This window comes from Priestia sp. YIM B13490, from assembly GCF_042787735.1.
Classification (GTDB): Bacteria; Bacillota; Bacilli; order Bacillales; family Bacillaceae_H; genus Priestia; species Priestia megaterium.
Window position 1 is genome coordinate 850354 of the sequence record NZ_JBHZOT010000001.1, and the last position, 15933, is coordinate 866286.

At 38.8% G+C, this 15933-nt stretch carries 18 protein-coding genes; 10 read left to right on the forward strand and 8 right to left on the reverse strand.

Features of this window, described 5'->3' with window-relative positions; genetic code table 11:
- Window positions 1-7: 7 nt before the first annotated feature.
- A complete protein-coding gene (cysI, locus tag ACFX4R_RS04845) occupies window positions 8-1729 on the forward strand; it encodes an assimilatory sulfite reductase (NADPH) hemoprotein subunit (RefSeq protein ID WP_377568997.1) in 1722 nt (573 codons plus the stop codon).
- Between the two features lie 51 nt (window positions 1730-1780).
- Here the strand turns inward: cysI and ACFX4R_RS04850 are convergent, their stop codons facing one another.
- A complete protein-coding gene (locus ACFX4R_RS04850; protein WP_043981455.1) occupies window positions 1781-2047 on the reverse strand; it encodes a hypothetical protein in 267 nt (88 codons plus the stop codon).
- A gap of 199 nt (window positions 2048-2246) precedes the next feature.
- Here ACFX4R_RS04850 and ACFX4R_RS04855 point away from each other — a divergent pair, with 199 nt between their 5' ends.
- Window positions 2247-2996: an SDR family NAD(P)-dependent oxidoreductase gene (locus ACFX4R_RS04855; RefSeq protein WP_377569000.1), complete on the forward strand. Its 750-nt coding sequence runs from the start codon at window positions 2247-2249 to the stop codon at window positions 2994-2996.
- A gap of 40 nt (window positions 2997-3036) precedes the next feature.
- Here the strand turns inward: ACFX4R_RS04855 and ACFX4R_RS04860 are convergent, their stop codons facing one another.
- Window positions 3037-3567: a GNAT family N-acetyltransferase gene (locus ACFX4R_RS04860; RefSeq protein WP_377569003.1), complete on the reverse strand. Its 531-nt coding sequence runs from the start codon at window positions 3565-3567 to the stop codon at window positions 3037-3039.
- 235 nt (window positions 3568-3802) lie between these two features.
- A complete protein-coding gene (locus ACFX4R_RS04865) occupies window positions 3803-4807 on the reverse strand; it encodes a DUF3231 family protein (protein WP_043981458.1) in 1005 nt (334 codons plus the stop codon).
- A gap of 316 nt (window positions 4808-5123) precedes the next feature.
- On the opposite strand from ACFX4R_RS04865, the gene ACFX4R_RS04870 reads away from it, so the two are divergent.
- From ACFX4R_RS04870 to ACFX4R_RS04895, 6 genes are all read left to right on the forward strand, one after another.
- On the forward strand, window positions 5124-5918 hold the full coding sequence (locus tag ACFX4R_RS04870; protein ID WP_377569006.1) for an AAC(3) family N-acetyltransferase: 795 nt from the start codon (window positions 5124-5126) through the stop codon (window positions 5916-5918).
- 270 nt (window positions 5919-6188) lie between these two features.
- Window positions 6189-7421, forward strand: coding sequence for an NADP-dependent malic enzyme (ystJ, locus tag ACFX4R_RS04875; RefSeq protein ID WP_043981460.1), 1233 nt, complete (start codon window positions 6189-6191; stop codon window positions 7419-7421).
- Window positions 7422-7584: 163 nt separating this feature from the next.
- Window positions 7585-7890 (forward strand): antibiotic biosynthesis monooxygenase family protein, encoded by a 306-nt coding sequence (locus ACFX4R_RS04880; protein WP_043981461.1) that lies wholly within the window; start codon window positions 7585-7587, stop codon window positions 7888-7890.
- Complete coding sequence (locus tag ACFX4R_RS04885) at window positions 7887-8252, forward strand: hypothetical protein (protein ID WP_043981462.1); 366 nt, start codon at window positions 7887-7889, stop codon at window positions 8250-8252. The genes ACFX4R_RS04880 and ACFX4R_RS04885 overlap by 4 nt, the downstream gene beginning before the upstream one ends.
- Window positions 8253-8444: 192 nt before the next feature.
- A complete protein-coding gene (locus ACFX4R_RS04890) occupies window positions 8445-9089 on the forward strand; it encodes a hypothetical protein (protein ID WP_043981463.1) in 645 nt (214 codons plus the stop codon).
- A gap of 99 nt (window positions 9090-9188) precedes the next feature.
- Window positions 9189-9608 (forward strand): Rrf2 family transcriptional regulator, encoded by a 420-nt coding sequence (locus ACFX4R_RS04895; RefSeq protein ID WP_013057782.1) that lies wholly within the window; start codon window positions 9189-9191, stop codon window positions 9606-9608.
- A 30-nt stretch (window positions 9609-9638) separates the two neighbouring features.
- On the opposite strand, the gene ACFX4R_RS04900 is transcribed toward ACFX4R_RS04895, so the two are convergent.
- From ACFX4R_RS04900 to ACFX4R_RS04920, 5 genes are all read right to left on the reverse strand, one after another.
- Window positions 9639-11261: a glutamate/serine transporter AimA gene (locus ACFX4R_RS04900; protein WP_043981464.1), complete on the reverse strand. Its 1623-nt coding sequence runs from the start codon at window positions 11259-11261 to the stop codon at window positions 9639-9641.
- A 405-nt stretch (window positions 11262-11666) separates the two neighbouring features.
- Window positions 11667-12122, reverse strand: coding sequence for a hypothetical protein (locus ACFX4R_RS04905; protein ID WP_014459377.1), 456 nt, complete (start codon window positions 12120-12122; stop codon window positions 11667-11669).
- 241 nt (window positions 12123-12363) lie between these two features.
- Window positions 12364-12816: a DMT family transporter gene (locus ACFX4R_RS04910; RefSeq protein ID WP_013057779.1), complete on the reverse strand. Its 453-nt coding sequence runs from the start codon at window positions 12814-12816 to the stop codon at window positions 12364-12366.
- A 12-nt stretch (window positions 12817-12828) separates the two neighbouring features.
- Window positions 12829-13257, reverse strand: a complete 429-nt coding sequence (locus tag ACFX4R_RS04915; RefSeq protein WP_043981465.1) for a DMT family transporter — start codon at window positions 13255-13257, stop codon at window positions 12829-12831.
- 70 nt (window positions 13258-13327) lie between these two features.
- On the reverse strand, window positions 13328-13642 hold the full coding sequence (locus ACFX4R_RS04920) for an ArsR/SmtB family transcription factor (protein WP_013083854.1): 315 nt from the start codon (window positions 13640-13642) through the stop codon (window positions 13328-13330).
- Window positions 13643-13937: 295 nt separating this feature from the next.
- On the opposite strand from ACFX4R_RS04920, the gene ACFX4R_RS04925 reads away from it, so the two are divergent.
- Together ACFX4R_RS04925 and ACFX4R_RS04930 are read left to right on the forward strand one after the other, a co-directional pair.
- Window positions 13938-15428: an MFS transporter gene (locus tag ACFX4R_RS04925; RefSeq protein WP_043981466.1), complete on the forward strand. Its 1491-nt coding sequence runs from the start codon at window positions 13938-13940 to the stop codon at window positions 15426-15428.
- 286 nt (window positions 15429-15714) lie between these two features.
- Window positions 15715-15885: a hypothetical protein gene (locus ACFX4R_RS04930; protein WP_013057775.1), complete on the forward strand. Its 171-nt coding sequence runs from the start codon at window positions 15715-15717 to the stop codon at window positions 15883-15885.
- Window positions 15886-15933 lie beyond the last annotated feature (48 nt).

Here is a 15933-nt window from a genome sequence, read left to right on the forward strand (position 1 = left end):
TTTCAACATGGTAAACAAAATTTTAAAAGCGCCCGAAGGTCCTCCAAGTGACGTTGAGCGCATAAAAGATGAAAGTAATTATTTGCGCGGTACATTAGGAGAAACAATGCTCGACCGCATCAGCTCAGGTATTTCTGAAGACGATAATCGTTTGATGAAGTTCCACGGAAGCTACTTGCAAGATGACCGAGATCTTCGTAACGAACGCCAAAAACAAAAGCTAGAGCCAGCTTACCAATTCATGCTTCGCGTCCGTACGCCAGGCGGTGTTTCAACACCAGAACAGTGGCTAGTGATGGATGATTTAGCACAAAAATACGGAAATGGAACGTTAAAGCTGACGACTCGTCAGGCATTCCAAATGCACGGAATTTTAAAGTGGAACATGAAGAAAACGATTCAAGAAATTCATGCTTCGTTATTAGATACAATTGCAGCTTGCGGAGATGTAAACCGTAACGTAATGTGCAATCCGAATCCCTATCAGTCAGAAGTACACGCTGAAGTATTCGAATGGTCAAAAAAATTAAGTGATTATTTATTGCCTCGTACAAGAGCGTACCACGAACTTTGGCTAGATGAAGAGAAAGTGATCAGCACACCGGAAGTGGAAGAAGAAGTGGAACCAATGTATGGTCCGCTCTATTTGCCAAGAAAGTTCAAAATTGGCGTAGCTGTTCCACCGTCTAACGATATTGACGTGTATTCACAAGACCTTGGCTTTATTGCCATTTTAGAAGACGAGAAACTTGTTGGTTTTAACGTAGCAATCGGCGGCGGTATGGGTATGACGCATGGAGATAAAGCAACTTACCCTCAGCTTGCAAAAGTGATTGGGTTCTGTCGACCTGATCAAATTCTAGAAGTAGCTGAAAAAATCATTACGATTCAACGTGATTACGGAAACCGCTCTGTACGTAAAAACGCGCGTTTTAAATACACGGTTGATCGTCTTGGATTAGAAACGGTAAAAGAAGAGCTTGAAAATCGTCTGGGCTGGAGCTTAGAAGAAGCAAAATCTTATCACTTTGATCATAACGGCGACCGCTACGGCTGGGAAAAAGGTGTAAAAGGAAAATGGCACTTTACTCTTTTTGTTCAAGGCGGACGTATTGCTGACTTTGAAGACTATAAGCTTATGACGGGTCTTCGTGAAATTGCAAAAGTTCATAGCGGTGATTTCCGTTTAACGGCCAATCAAAATTTAATTATCGCGAACGTATCAACTGAAAAGAAAAAACAAATTAGTGATCTCATCGAACAATATGGATTAACTGACGGCAAGCATTATTCGGCTCTTCGCCGCAGCTCATTAGCTTGTGTATCGCTTCCAACATGCGGGCTTGCGATGGCAGAAGCTGAGCGTTATCTCCCAGTTCTTCTTGAGAAAATTGAAGCAATTGTAGATGAAAACGGCCTTCGCGATAAAGAAATTACCATTCGTATGACGGGCTGTCCTAACGGCTGTGCACGTCCTGCTTTAGGTGAAATTGCTTTTATCGGTAAAGCGCCGGGTAAATACAATATGTATCTTGGAGCAGCATTTGATGGCAGCCGCTTAAGTAAAATGTACCGTGAAAATATCAGTGAAGAAGAAATTTTAAACGAACTGCGCGTCCTGCTTCCTCGCTATGCAAAAGAGAGAGAAGAAGGCGAGCACTTTGGTGACTTTGTCATTCGCGCTGGTGTAATCGAAGCTGTAACAGACGGCACGAATTTCCACGCATAATACGTATCAAGGGACCTTTCTAAACTTACAGAAAGGTCCCTTTTTTCTATTTTAATATTCTCTAACAAATACAGCTACTCCAAATACTCCTAATCTTTCAGCAGTAATTTGTTCAAAGCCGTTGTCAAGCAAACAATGAGCTGCAGTGCGGTAGCGCTGACCTTGAGCTAACAAACGTCCGCAAGGATTTGCGCTGCCGATTACTGTTGCTTCTACGACAGTACGAGGAGCTTGTCTATCCAAAGGATTTCGCTCCCACAGAATTGTCACCACATCCGGAGGACGGGGAATAGATACATTATCTGTGTGTTCATGCATAACCATCACCTCCTTACACTATAGTAAATGCAAAAAATAACAGACTGCTTGTACACACGCTGATTTTTATTAAAAAAGGCGTTCAACTATGTCCCAGTTAACTAATTTCACGGCAATGAAGTAATCAATAGAAACAGCTGATAGAAAAAAAGAATGCTATAATGTAAAAGAAAGGAATTTTCACCAAGGAGGGAGAAACATGCAGCAAAAACGAGTAGCGGTTATTACAGGGGGAGCAAGCGGAATTGGCAAAGAAACTGCCTTAAAGTTTGCGCAAAAAGGAGACGCGGTGGTCATTGCTGATTATGATAAAGGGAAAGGAAAAGATACCCTTCAAAAAATTGAAGAAGCTGGAGGGAGCGCTTTATTTGTGCAAACGGACGTCACAAAGTTTGAAGAAGTGGAAGCACTGATTGAAGAAACCGTGAACCGCTTTGGGCGAATTGATGTGATGTTTAACAATGCAGGTATTGGACGCCCTACGTCTATTTTGGATCAAGACTTAGAAGAATATCACCGCATTATTAATGTGAATCAGCACGGCGTTACATACGGGATTATGGCAGCGGGCAGGAAAATGAGAGAGTTAGGTATTAAAGGCGTCATTATCAATACGGCATCTATTTTTAGCTTCTTAGCCTCACCCGGTACCTATGCCTATCACGCAACGAAAGGAGCTGTTGTGATGATGACGAAATCAGCTGCGCTAGATCTCGCTAAATACGGTATTCGCGTCGTCGCCATTGCGCCAGGATTTGTTGATACGCCCATTATTCAAGGCTATAAAGAAAACGGTATGATTGAAGGAATGAAAGCGAAAACGATGAGCAGAAAGCTTACTACACCAAAACAAATTGCAGATATGGTTTATTTGCTTTCCTTAGAAGAAGCGGGAGCTGTAAACGGCAGCGTCATCATGGCTGATGATGGGTATGCGGCATTTAAATAAAAGGAAAAAGGATTCTTCTTAAGAAAAGAATCCTTTTTTATTATGTAGCAGGCAGGGAACTATAAACAAACGTATCATGAGCTTTTCCGTTTTGATACATATAGTTTTTTAACACTCCTTCTTTTTGAAACCCGAGCTTTTCAAGCACATGCTGTGATGCTTTGTTTTCAAGAAACACAACAGCTCCAATCCTCACTAGCTGAAGGGTATCAAAGCCATAAGCCATAACAGCCGAAGCAGCTTCTGAAGCATAGCCGTGCCCCCAGTGCTGAGGGAGTAGGTCATAGCCAATTTCCGCGCGCTTATGCTTTTGGTTCCACTGATTAAATCCAACTGTCCCGATTAATTCCCCCGTATCGAGCCGTTCAATTCCCCAGCGCATGCCTTTTTGCTTTCTGTAATTTTCAGCAAAAATATCAATCAGAACCAGAGCCTCTTGAATTGTTGTGAATTTTTCTTGCCCGTAATATCTAATAACTTCTTTCTGAGAGAAGCAGTCAAAGATAGTATCTACATCGACTTCTGTTATTTCACGCAGTGTAGTGCGAGGTGTAAGAAGAATAGGAAACATACTTTTCTCCTTTCTATTTTATATAGAAAGATTTCGTCAGCTCAGAGAAAATACCTTTTATTTTATTTTTTTGTTATAAATTAAGTGGAAGTACGAGCTAAACGACTGAGAAAAAGACGGGAAAACTTCTAAATAACGCAAACAGTTGTTACGTACTAGCCCTAAAAACAGTATACTAAAAAAACAAATAGAGCTAGCTGCACGTAGAGCAGCTAGCTTTCCTATAGGAAAGAACCTATTTTTTAGTTAACTGATTGCGATCTTCAATTTGAGGAGGCTCTTCAAGCCATCCGTTTTGAATCATGACTTTACCGCCTTCTTTCGCAAAGAAATAAATATCTTTAGCCAGCTGCAGCATCTTCAGTGGCAAATCACTTCGTAAACTAAAAGCGCCTCCTAAAGCATTGCTTCCTAGACCAAAGGTGCTCAGAAGACTCGTGTTGTACATCATTAATTTATCTGAAAAAGGGGAGATCGTTGAGCTTGTCGCTTTTCCTGCATGCGTAGCAGGAGGCTCTATATAGCTATGACGTAAAATATCTCCTAGTTCTGTTTCAATTTTTTTTGAAAGCTTCATTCCGTTGACAAAATGCTGCTGTGCCTCTTTGTTGCTAGCTGCTTGAGCAAAGCCAATCATCAGCTGCATTCCTACAAGATTTGTATCAACCGCATGTTGGATAAGAGACACTTCAATTGTATTAAGTGATCTTTTTTCACTAAGCCAGCTTAACCCTCCGATATAATTTTGTTCGTGGACAAACCGAACTTCTTTTGGCATTGAAACGTAAGGAGGCTTTGCAATGACGCCGGTTTCTAATAATATCTGAGTAGACTGATTGTATATTTGCTGCGCTTCTGCTGTTGCGTTTACGAAAAAACTTCTGATATCTTCCCGGTAGGACATCGTTGAATGCAAAGCGAACAGTCCAGTCTCAATTTGAGCCATTAAGCGTACGTACATGACTTCAAACATAGGGTCGAACAGTTTCGGCACTCCTAGATTTACATCATGTTTAGTAAAGCCTAAAGGAATAACTGCACCTTCGTGCTCTAAAATTTCTTTGATTTGCTCGGTAATATTTAATGAGTAGCTATAATACAGCTCAAAAAGCTCTTTATGATCTTCTTTACCTTCAAGACAATATTCTAAAAACCTCAAAATCATCGTTTTTTCCTGATAAGTCATCCATAAGTTAGCAAGCTCTGAGGACGTGAGCGGCGGAAGTTTTGATGTGCTCATTGTACACATTCCTCCTGAAAATAGTGATAGGTAAATAGTATAGCTTCATTAGTATTTCTTTTATTTATAGGAATATTCTTCTTTTTAATTTATTGAAAAGCTTCAGTAGCGGTTATTATAGTAAGATAATTGAAAGAAATAAACCTTACCAACAAGTCAGTTGTATGATAACTGATATGAATAAAACTAAGTTTTTCTATTACTTTAAATAATTTGACAATTGGTGTTATTCTTACTATTATGGAAACATAAGTTTTACATATATTGCTAGAGTCCGGCAACACATTCTAGCAGCACCATAAGTAAGGAGCTTACGATGAAGCACATTGTCCAAGCAACAGATCATCCTAGAACGAAAGATACATTAAAAGAAGATTTACGCAGGTTAGGCATAACAAAAGGGATGACTATCATGGTTCATTCTTCGCTATCTTCATTAGGGTGGGTAAACGGAGGTTCAGTAGCCGTTGTTCAAGCTTTAATGGAGACAGTGACAGAGGAAGGAACGATCGTGATGCCGTCACAGTCGGTCGATCTTTCGGATCCATCAGAATGGGGCAATCCGGCTGTGCCAAAAGAGTGGTGGGAAACTATTCGGGAAACGATGCCCGCATATGATCCAGCTCATACACCAACAAGCGGTATGGGACAAATCGTGGAAACTTTTCGAACATACCCTGGCGTAAGAAGAAGCAGCCATCCAATGTATTCATTCGCCGCTTGGGGAAAGGGCAGCGAAGACATCTTAAGAGATCATCCCCTTGAATTCAGTTTAGGCGAAAATTCTCCTCTTGAAAGGCTTTACAAAAAACATGCCTTTGTTTTATTATTAGGTGTCGGGTTTGGGAACAATACTTCTTTTCATCTAGCAGAATATCGTATTCCATATCGAAACGTGATTCAAAAAGGATCTCCAGTTATGGATGGAGGAAAGCGAGTATGGAAGACGTATAAAGAATTAGAGTTTAGAGAAGAGCTGTTTGAAAAGATAGGTGAAGCGTTTATTGAAGCAAAAGGAATAAAAGCTGAAAAAATCGGTTCAGCACGTGCATACTTCTTTTCAATGCCTAAAGCCGTCGATTTTTCTGAAACGTATTTGAAAGCGCTATAGTGAGCGGTTGTATGCTTTCTAAGTTGTCTGTATATCAGACAACTTAAAGTGAGACAAACATGAGTTGCCGCTGCGTCTAGACTTTATAATAACAAAGCGCAGAAGTGGTTTAAGCAAGATAGTTTACTTTTTATATTCCTTGTTTCATAATGGCACTTGTCAGTGAATTTATTCGGTCAGGTTGTCTTACAATTATGGAGATAAAAAGCAAGTGTTAAATAAATTCATCAAAAAATTTAAATGTATAGAAAAAAAGGAGAGAATACAATTATGTCACTACGTGATCAAGCACTACATATGCATCAAGAAAAACAAGGTAAGTTAGAAGTTAAATCAAAAGTTGAAGTTCAAAACGCTCAAGATTTAAGCTTAGCTTACTCTCCAGGAGTAGCAGAACCTTGTAAAGAAATTCATGAACATCCAGAAACGGTGTATGATTACACAATGAAAGGAAACATGGTCGGCGTTGTGACAAATGGTACGGCTGTTCTTGGCCTTGGAAACATCGGACCTGCAGCTTCACTTCCTGTTATGGAAGGAAAGGCAATTTTATTTAAAAGCTTTGCAGGCGTAGACGCATTCCCAATTGCACTTGATACAACAGATACAGATAAAATTGTTGAAACTGTAAAATTAATGGCTCACACATTCGGAGGCATTAACTTAGAAGATATCGCAGCTCCACAGTGCTTTGAAATTGAAGAGCGCTTGAAAAAAGAAGTAGATATTCCTGTATTCCATGATGATCAGCATGGTACAGCAATCGTAACGGTAGCAGGACTTGTAAATGCATTAAAAATTGTAAACAAATCAATGGAAGACTTAAAAATCGTCTTAAACGGAGCAGGAGCTGCCGGCATTGCCATTACAAAACTTCTTTATTCTTACGGCGTACGTGACATGATTATGTGTGATACAAGAGGTGCTATTTATGAAGGACGCCCTCAAGGTATGAACAAAGTAAAAGCGGAAGTGGCTTCTTATACAAATGTAAACAAAGAAAGCGGTACGCTAAGCGATGTAATTAAAGGCGCAGATGTATTTATCGGCGTATCTGCAGCAGATGCATTATCTCAAGAGATGGTTAAATCAATGAATGAAGATGCAATTATCTTTGCGATGGCAAATCCTAATCCAGAAATCAAGCCAGGCGCGGCAAAAGAAGCAGGAGCGGCTGTTATTGGAACAGGTCGTTCAGACTTCCCTAACCAAGTAAATAACGTTCTTGCATTCCCTGGAATTTTCCGCGGTGCGTTAGACGTTCGCGCTACTCATATCAATGAAGAAATGAAAAAAGCTGCTGTTGAAGCAATTGCAGCCCTTATTACAGAAGAAGAGCTAAACGCAGATTACGTTATCCCTGGACCATTTGATCCTCGCGTAGCGCCAGCTGTAGCAGAATCTGTAGCAAAAGCGGCAATGGATTCAGGCGTTGCCCGTATTACAATTGATCCAGCACGTGTAAAAACACATACAGAACAATTAACAAAAATCGAAAACTAATAACGGTAAAAAAGCCCTTTGAAACGCTGTTTCAAAGGGCTTTTTGTTTTAAAAATCTGCTGTAACCGCTGTGAAATCTAAACGTAACACCATTTCATCTCCCATATGATGTACAATAAAGAGAAAAGAACCCAGGTTTTGTATCATAAAGGGAGGAACAAAGATGTACACCGTATTTTCAACATTTAATGTACCGGATGAAAAAGCTGAAGAAGTGATTGGAATTTATAAAAGTCGTTCAAAATCCGTCGACGAGGCTCCAGGATTTGTAGACTTTCTACTTCTTCAAAACGATAAGCGAGCAGGGGAGCTCACCGTTCAGCTTACATTTGATACGAAAGAGAATTATTTAAGCTGGGTACGAAGCGAAGATTTCAAGCGTATTCATGATTTAGAGAAAAAATACCCTGATCAAGAACTGGCAGCCGTCATCCCAAAAGTTTCCCAGTACAAAGTGGTGGCACGATGAGTTCACTTCCCGTTAATAAGATCGTCGAAAGAGTAACGGATAAAATCTACGAGTTAGAACCTTCTTTGCTCGAAAAATTCGGAGAGCGCGGCAAAGAAAGATGCCATGAAGATAATCATTATCATATGAAGTATCTTGAGACAACATATAAGTTAGACAACCTGCAAATTTTTACGGACTACGCCTTATGGTTAAACAATTTACTCACAAGCCGAGGCATGAAAACACAGCATATTATTGATAATTTTAATTTTATACAAGAAGCGCTGTTTGAATTAGATAATTACGGTGATAAACAAGTACAGGCGTATGTGACTTACTTAGAAGAAGCAAATCATATACTGAAGCAACAGCAGCTTTAAAAAAGAGGCTAGGACAAAAGTGTTTTAGTTAAAAGAAAATCCGAACGGGTTTGATTCTTGAAAGAGAATTTAATCTGTTCGGATTTTTTCACGAGTAGAATGAACGTAGGTTTCCTGTATGTAGTTATGTCTCACTTTTTTTGTTTTACATATGTATAAAGGTGGAAATAAAAAAGAAAAAGGAGAATACATATGCAAAAACAGCTAACAAAAGGAACCCTGTCTTTAATCGCTATATGTATGATTGGAAGTGCGGCAGCTTGTTCAGGTGAACCAGCTAATAAAACAAAATCTGATAATCATAAAGCAGAGGAAAAACCAATTGAAGACCGTCAAGAATTGACAAAGCTACAGCAGTATTCGAGTGACCCGGACATTAAAAAAGGGAAAGATGAAGATTTTGACTTGATCGGTACGTTAAAAAAAGACGCTGAAAAAGAAATAACGCTGAATATCGATGATCAACTCGTTAAAGTACCAAAAAGCTCTGGGATGGAAGTGGAAGGCTCACAGCTAAAAGATATGATTAATAAAGAAGTAGAAGCTGAAATTGACGCAGCTAAACAAGAAGCAACTAGTATTGAATTAACTCCAAAAGCAAAAGCAGATAAAAATGGCGTTTATGAACAAGATGGAGACGAGCGTAAAATTGTAGGTGTTTTTATAGAAGAAAGTAACAAACATATAACGGTAAAAGTTCCAAACGGCAAAAAAACGTATCAAAAAAGCACAGACTTTGAAAAAGAAGAAAAGGGCAGTTTAAAAGAAAAGACGGTATACCTTGAAATCAACTCAGCTAATGAAGTAGAAAGTATAGAAAAAGAAGACCGTGAATAAATAAAGCTACAGTTCTTCTTTCCCTCCTTGCTCTCTTGACTTTTCCAACTGTGTCACTTAACGTTACAGTAGAGAAAGAAAAAAGGTGGTTTATGGAAGATGAACAGTGAATTTACCATTGCCGTGCACAGCTTAGTGTTCCTAGCAAATTTACCAGATCACCGAGCAAGCAGTGAATCGATTGCTTATAACATCTGTACCAATCCTGCACGGGTTCGGAAAATAATGAGTACACTCAGAAAAAACAACTTGGTTCGGACAAAAGAAGGGCTAGGCGGCGGTTATACTTTAGGCTGCAGCCCTGCTGAAATAAGTCTTGGATTGATTTACCGGGTTATATCGACAGGAACGCTGAAGCCTCACTGGTGCAGCGGCGACCCTGACGCTGACTGTATTGTCAAATCAAACATTCAAACAGTGATGGACGACATTTTTACAGAGAGTGAGCAAAGCGTAATCAGGCATTTAGATCAAATTACGATCGAAGACGTGCTGAAAAAAGTTAGAACTGCTCACTAAAAAGCACCTTGCATGAGCAAGGTGCTTTTGTTATGACTCTTTGGAAGCGGCTGTTTCAGCCGCTGCTGCTTTTAAGTCGTCATTTACTTTTCTTCCATTCTCTAAATACTCCGTTTTAAAGCCGCTTTTTAAAGCCCATGTGTAGAAGAGAAGAGAAACAACAACAATAATTCCCATATCCCATCCATATTTAATGACGTTAAGGCCCCCAAACTTTTCGCTTCCAAGCCATGAAATAGTCATCATACAAAGTAAGTATACAACCATCCATACGCCACCTTTGAAGTTCTGGCGGAATCCCTTCCATTTAGCCTTTGCTTGATAATAAAAATAAATAGGCAGACCGATTAAAATAATAAACAAAACTTGTCCAGTTAGCGGCCAGCGCGCCCAATATAGCGTTAATGAAGCAAAAATAAAGCCGAGCGGCGCAATAATGCTTAATCCTTTTAAACGAAGGGGACGATATAAATCGCTTCCAGTTCGTCTTAGCGTCATAACCGTAACAGGACCTGTAATGTAAGAAATAAGCGTAGCGACTGAAATAATTTCAGCAAGCACGCCCCAGCCTCGAAATAAAAACAAAAAGACAAGAGCAACAGCTAAGTTAAAAAACATGGCTTGACGCGGAACACCATAAATAGGATGAAGGCGTCCTAGAACACTTGGCAAATATTTATTTTGTTCCATACCATAAATCATTCGAGCAGTAGTAGCTGTATACGTAATACCTGTTCCAGATGGTGAAACAAACGCATCTGCATACAGGACAATGACAAGCCAGTTAATGTTAAGGGCAATGGCTAAATCTGCAAATGGAGAGTTGAAATTTAAATGACTCCATCCCTTCGCAATATCAGAAGGATTTACCGCCCCGATAAAAGCAATTTGAAGAAGCAAATAAATGACAGTAGCCACTAAAATTGAGCCTACAACCGCAATTGGAATAGATCTCCCAGGATTCTTTGCTTCTCCAGCCATATTAATGGGGCTTTGAAAGCCGTTAAAAGCGAATACAATTCCAGACGTAGCAACAGCTGTTAGCACACTAGCCCAGCCGTTTGGTGCGATGCTGCTTCCAGAAGTGAAGTTCTCGCCGTGAAAGCCGACAAATAAAAGTGCTCCAATTGTAAGTCCCGGTATAACAATTTTAAAAATAGTGATTAACGAGTTGGCCTTGGAAAATAGTCCAACTGTCCAATAATTCAGTAAAAAGTAAATAATCAATAGCACAGTAGCGATAGCTAATCCTTCGCCAGTTAACGTTCCTTTTTCTACGAGGTGGCTTGTCCACTGTGCCCACTTCCAAGGCCACGAACTCATATACTGTACAGAAGCTACTGCTTCGACTGGAATAACGGATACAATCGCAATCCAGTTTGCCCAAGCAGCGATAAAACCAATAAACGAACCGTGTGAGTACTGCGTATACTTGACCATCCCGCCGGCTTCGGGAAACATGGATCCTAATTCACTGTAAGAAAGTGCAATAAATAAAATAACGACCATTCCAATGACCCATGATAAAATAGCAGCCGGCCCTGCAATTTGAGCTGCTCGCCACGCTCCAAATAACCAGCCGGAACCAATAATTGATCCAAGTCCCGTCATGGTTAACGCGAATGTTCCCATTCTTCGATGTAAATTGTTCATCTGACTAACACCTTTCATGTAAAATAAGTCTTTCATTTAAACACTGTTGTAAACATTGTTGCTTTATTATTATTATTCTGAAATCTTTGGTTGTCAACTTTTGTCGTTGCATGCAGTTCTTAATACCTATTGATTTCCAGTTACGCAGGACAGCTATCCTCAACCTTTCTGTCACGATAATTAAAGCGCTTTACTTTCTTTTTCATCCTACAGGAAACCCTACAGAAATAGATAAAAACCGACAAAAAGTTATCAAGTTCATACCTTATGCACTAGCAATATGAAAAAATTAGGGGATAAGTGATAATTATATTCCCTAAATATGTGAAGAGAAAACACACTTCATAATAAAGCCCCTTTTGAATAGAGGAATAAATACCTTCAAAAGGGGGGAGAGTTGGAATTTTATCTTTCTTGATGTTTATACTCGAGTAGTTTTACGACGTTTTCTACATCATTTTCAGCAGAAAGTTCGTTGATATTCACTTTATAAATAAGCGTATCCGTTGCAAAAAATTCATCTTCTCCTTCAGGTTTTACTTTTAAGTTTAAGATTTTCACCCGCACAATATGAGTGAACTTACCGCCTTTACCGGGCTGTATTTCACCCATTTGTATCCCGATATCATCTTTTTTAATAGGGCGAACTTTTACTTTTTTATGCTGTTTACCGTAAACCTTCTCATAATGAGAAGTAATATCTTGATGTACCCAAGGTTCAAGAGATTGATAAATAAAATCTTTTACAACAGGCTGACTTACGTGTGATTCTATATTTTCTTCTGGTATATTTTCTTCTGCGGAAATGGAAAGCGTAAAACAAAAAAAGACAAATGCTGCTAAAAATAAAAATTTTCCCACGAAAAAACCCACCTTACCTGTTCGTTTATGTAGCTGATTTTCTAGATCTGCCTCTTTATCTTTTGAACAAAGGCAGGAAGGTATGCACAATTTTTTTTGTGGAATTTACCTTATTTAAAATCAATTTAGTTTAAATAAAATATGTTCTAAATAATTGATTGAAAATTCAAATGCGGTTTACGTACAAAAAATAGCCAAGTGCGCCTTTACATAGGGGCACTTGACTATTTTCATGAACATTTTATGCTGCTGTTTTCTTATTGCCTTTAAAAATAAAATAAAGAGCTAATAACATAAATGCTACACCAATCCAGCGAGATAGATCAAAGGGTACTTCCTTGCTTCCAAACCAGCCAAAATGGTCGATAATCATACTTGCAAATAACTGACCGATAACAGTTGAGATATTAGCTGCTGTTACACCAATTTTAGGTACAGCTAAAACCGTTAGAAATAAATAAGATGCTCCGAATAAAGCGCAGGTAAGCTGCCATTTAGGGACATCGAAAACCGAGAGAATGTTTCCTTGCCCAAAGAATACGACGACAATTGTTAAAATCATGGCGCCTGTTGCAAAGGTTAAAAAAGCTGTTTCAAACGTACCTGTTTTTTTACTTAGTGTGCCGTTAATAGAAGACTGAGCGCTTAGCGTTAATCCTCCTATTAAGGTAAGTATCACCATCAATAAACTCATCGTAAAACCCTCCTAGAAAATAAGTACAAGCGCAATTCCCATACATACAATAGCCATTACGCGTTCTTTGTTAATTTTAATTTTGCTGCTGCCAAGCCAACCAAAATGCTCAATAATCATACTTGTAATCATTTGGCCCACAATAACAGCAACCATTGAAACGCCAATTCCGATAAAGGGGATACTAATCACTAGAATTGTTAAATACACCGTACCTAATAAACCGCCGGTTAAATTCCACTTAGGTGCTTTTAAGACGTAAGGTAAATCTCCTTTTCCAGCAAATAAAGTGGTCAGACCTAAAATGAGTGTTCCCATGATAAAAATATAATAACTGCTTTCAAGTTTCCCCACTGTTTTTCCAAGTTCTCCGGCAATAGCGCCTTCCATACTTAAAGCAGCGCCGCCTAGAACCGCAATCAAATAAACCAACAACTTCACGTTTATCACTCCAATATTTCTTTATATTTGTATATCTAGAAAAATAGATATAATAAGTGAAAAAAACTCGTTAAAGTTTTTTTCGTAAGAATGAAGAAAGCTCTTGAAGCGTTTCTTCGTTTCGGCGATAGTATGTCCATTGACCGTGCCGAATTGACTCTAACAAACCTGCTTTTTGCATCATGGAAAGATAACTGGACACTGTGGACTGAGACAGCTGAGCTTTTTCCTGAATATCTCCCACGCAAACACCGCCTCTGCTGCTGACCTCCTTAGGCAAATGTGCTTGTTTGTCTTTAAAATGCTTTTCAGGTTCTTTTAACCACTCCAATATATTTAATCGAGTTTCATTAGATAATGCTTTAAAGATATCAATAGGTTTCATACTTATTATTTTATTCGTCACAGCTCAGATGTCAAATGTTCAAGTTTGCATTTTATAGTTGAATAACAAGCGATGGGTTGAATTATAACAGCTGTGAAAAAAAAGTCAACTTATAATAGAGGATAAAAAAGAACGGTTTACCCAGCCCTTTTTCTATTTATATGACCAAGAAGTATCTTATTCTTTTGAGTAGAAAAGGTGACATATTCCTTATTTTTCAAGGGGTAGTTTAGTAAAATAGAAAAAAGTGAATAACAAAGGAAGCTAGTCTATTTACTCAGGGGGAGGGCTGCATATGCAAGGGAAAACAAAACAAGTGCGCTTTCGTAATATGGTAGCGTATGGATTTGGGGATTTGTTTGGCGGAGGATCCTTTTTTATTATCGGCACATTATTTATGGTTTTTTTAACGGATGTAGTCGGGCTTTCTCCTGTAGAAGCAGGAACGATTGTAGCTCTTGGAAAAGTGTGGGATGCTTTGTTAGATCCAACCATTGGGTACATATCTGATCATCTTCAGACAAAAAAAGGACGAAGAAGAGTCTTTTTTCTTTTTGGAATCATTCCAGTTGCCATCACGTTCACTATGCTATGGATTCCTATTGAAGGCTCGCATATGTTCAAATACACCTATTTTATCTTAGCCTACCTTTTATTTAACACGGCGTTTGGTATGGTCATGGTTCCTTACAATACGCTAGCAGCAGAGATGACGACAGATTATAGCATTCGTTCGAAAATGACGGGAATACGCATGGTCTTTTCGCAAGGCGCTTCATTTTTAGGAGCTTTCTTTCCAAAACGAATCATTGATGCGTTTCCAGGTGGACAAGGATATTTAATCATGGGCATTATCTTTGGTCTTCTTTTTGCTCTTCCATGGATTTTTGTCTATAAAGGAACTTGGGATAGCGGAGAAGTAGTGGAACGAAAAAAGAAAAACAGATTTTGGTTAGAATTTAAGCAGCTTTTTATCAGTTTTGGAAGTGCATTTAAAAATAAGTCGTTTAACGTGTACCTTGCCATGTACTTAGCATCTTACATTGCAATGGATGTATTTAATGCTCTTTTCTTTTATTTTATTGCCTATTACATGCTGCGCGAAGCTATTTATGCAGACACCCTAAGCTTTGTGCAAATTACACAGGTGCTATTTATTCCTCTTGTTACATACATAGCCATTAAGTTAGGAAATAAATTAACCTATAACTTCAGCATGATCATCTGGGGAACGGGCATTGTTTTATTCAGTTTCCTAACAACAGACAGCTCTTTAGTTCTTATTTACTTAGCAGCATTTTTCTTAGGAAGCGGTCATTCTGGAGCGATTATGATTCCATGGAATGTACTGCCGTTCGTATCAGATGTAGATGAAATGATTACGACAAAAAGAAGAGAAGGCGTGTATGCAGGGCTGATGTCGTTTATTCGAAAATCTTCTCAGGCGCTTGCGATTTTTCTGGTTGGTGTTGCCTTAAAGAATATTGGCTATGTACCAAACGCCGAGCAGTCAGCGTCTACGCTAGCCGGCTTGCAAAAGCTGTTCATGATTGTACCTGCTATTTTGATTCTCGCTGGAATTATCGCAACTATATGGTTTAAAATAAGTCCGGAAAATCACAAAATCTTATTAACTGAAATTCAAAGAAGAAAAAAGGGAGGCCGAGCGAAAGACGTTACTCCTGAAGCGAAAGCGGTTTGTGAAAGTTTAACGGGTTATAAATACGAACAGCTTTGGAAAGACGTAACCATTTCAAAAGAAATCCGAGATAAAACGGTTGTTTAACCTATAACTTCGCGAAAAAACGCAAAATTTTCAGCGCAAACAATCGCTAATTATATCCAATAAGAAACTTCCTCTGACGTATTGCCTTTTGACAAGAAAAGAAATTTTCCTGTCTATCGACTCATTTTTCAGGTGAATTTTAGAAAGGGAGGATTTCTTGCCATTAAAGATGTGCAATTTGGCACGTCTTGATAGGGTGGATTGTACAACTTATAATAAAATTATAAACTAGCCACAGGCGCTTTCAAGGCGCAGGTATAAATTAGAAAGAAGGAAGGTACAGTTTATGCCAATTCGATATGTTTGTCCACAATGCCAAGGAGCCGGTAAGAAATTTGGATTTATAAAGTGCAAAGTGTGCAACGGCGAAGGAAACATCATCATGTCTTCTAATGAGCCAGATCCAACTAAAAATAAAAAATTAAAATCATCTTCTAAACAAGACAAAGCAATGTAAGCTATTGCTCGTAAAGGTACGTATGAACCCCGCTTTTCTATAAAAAAG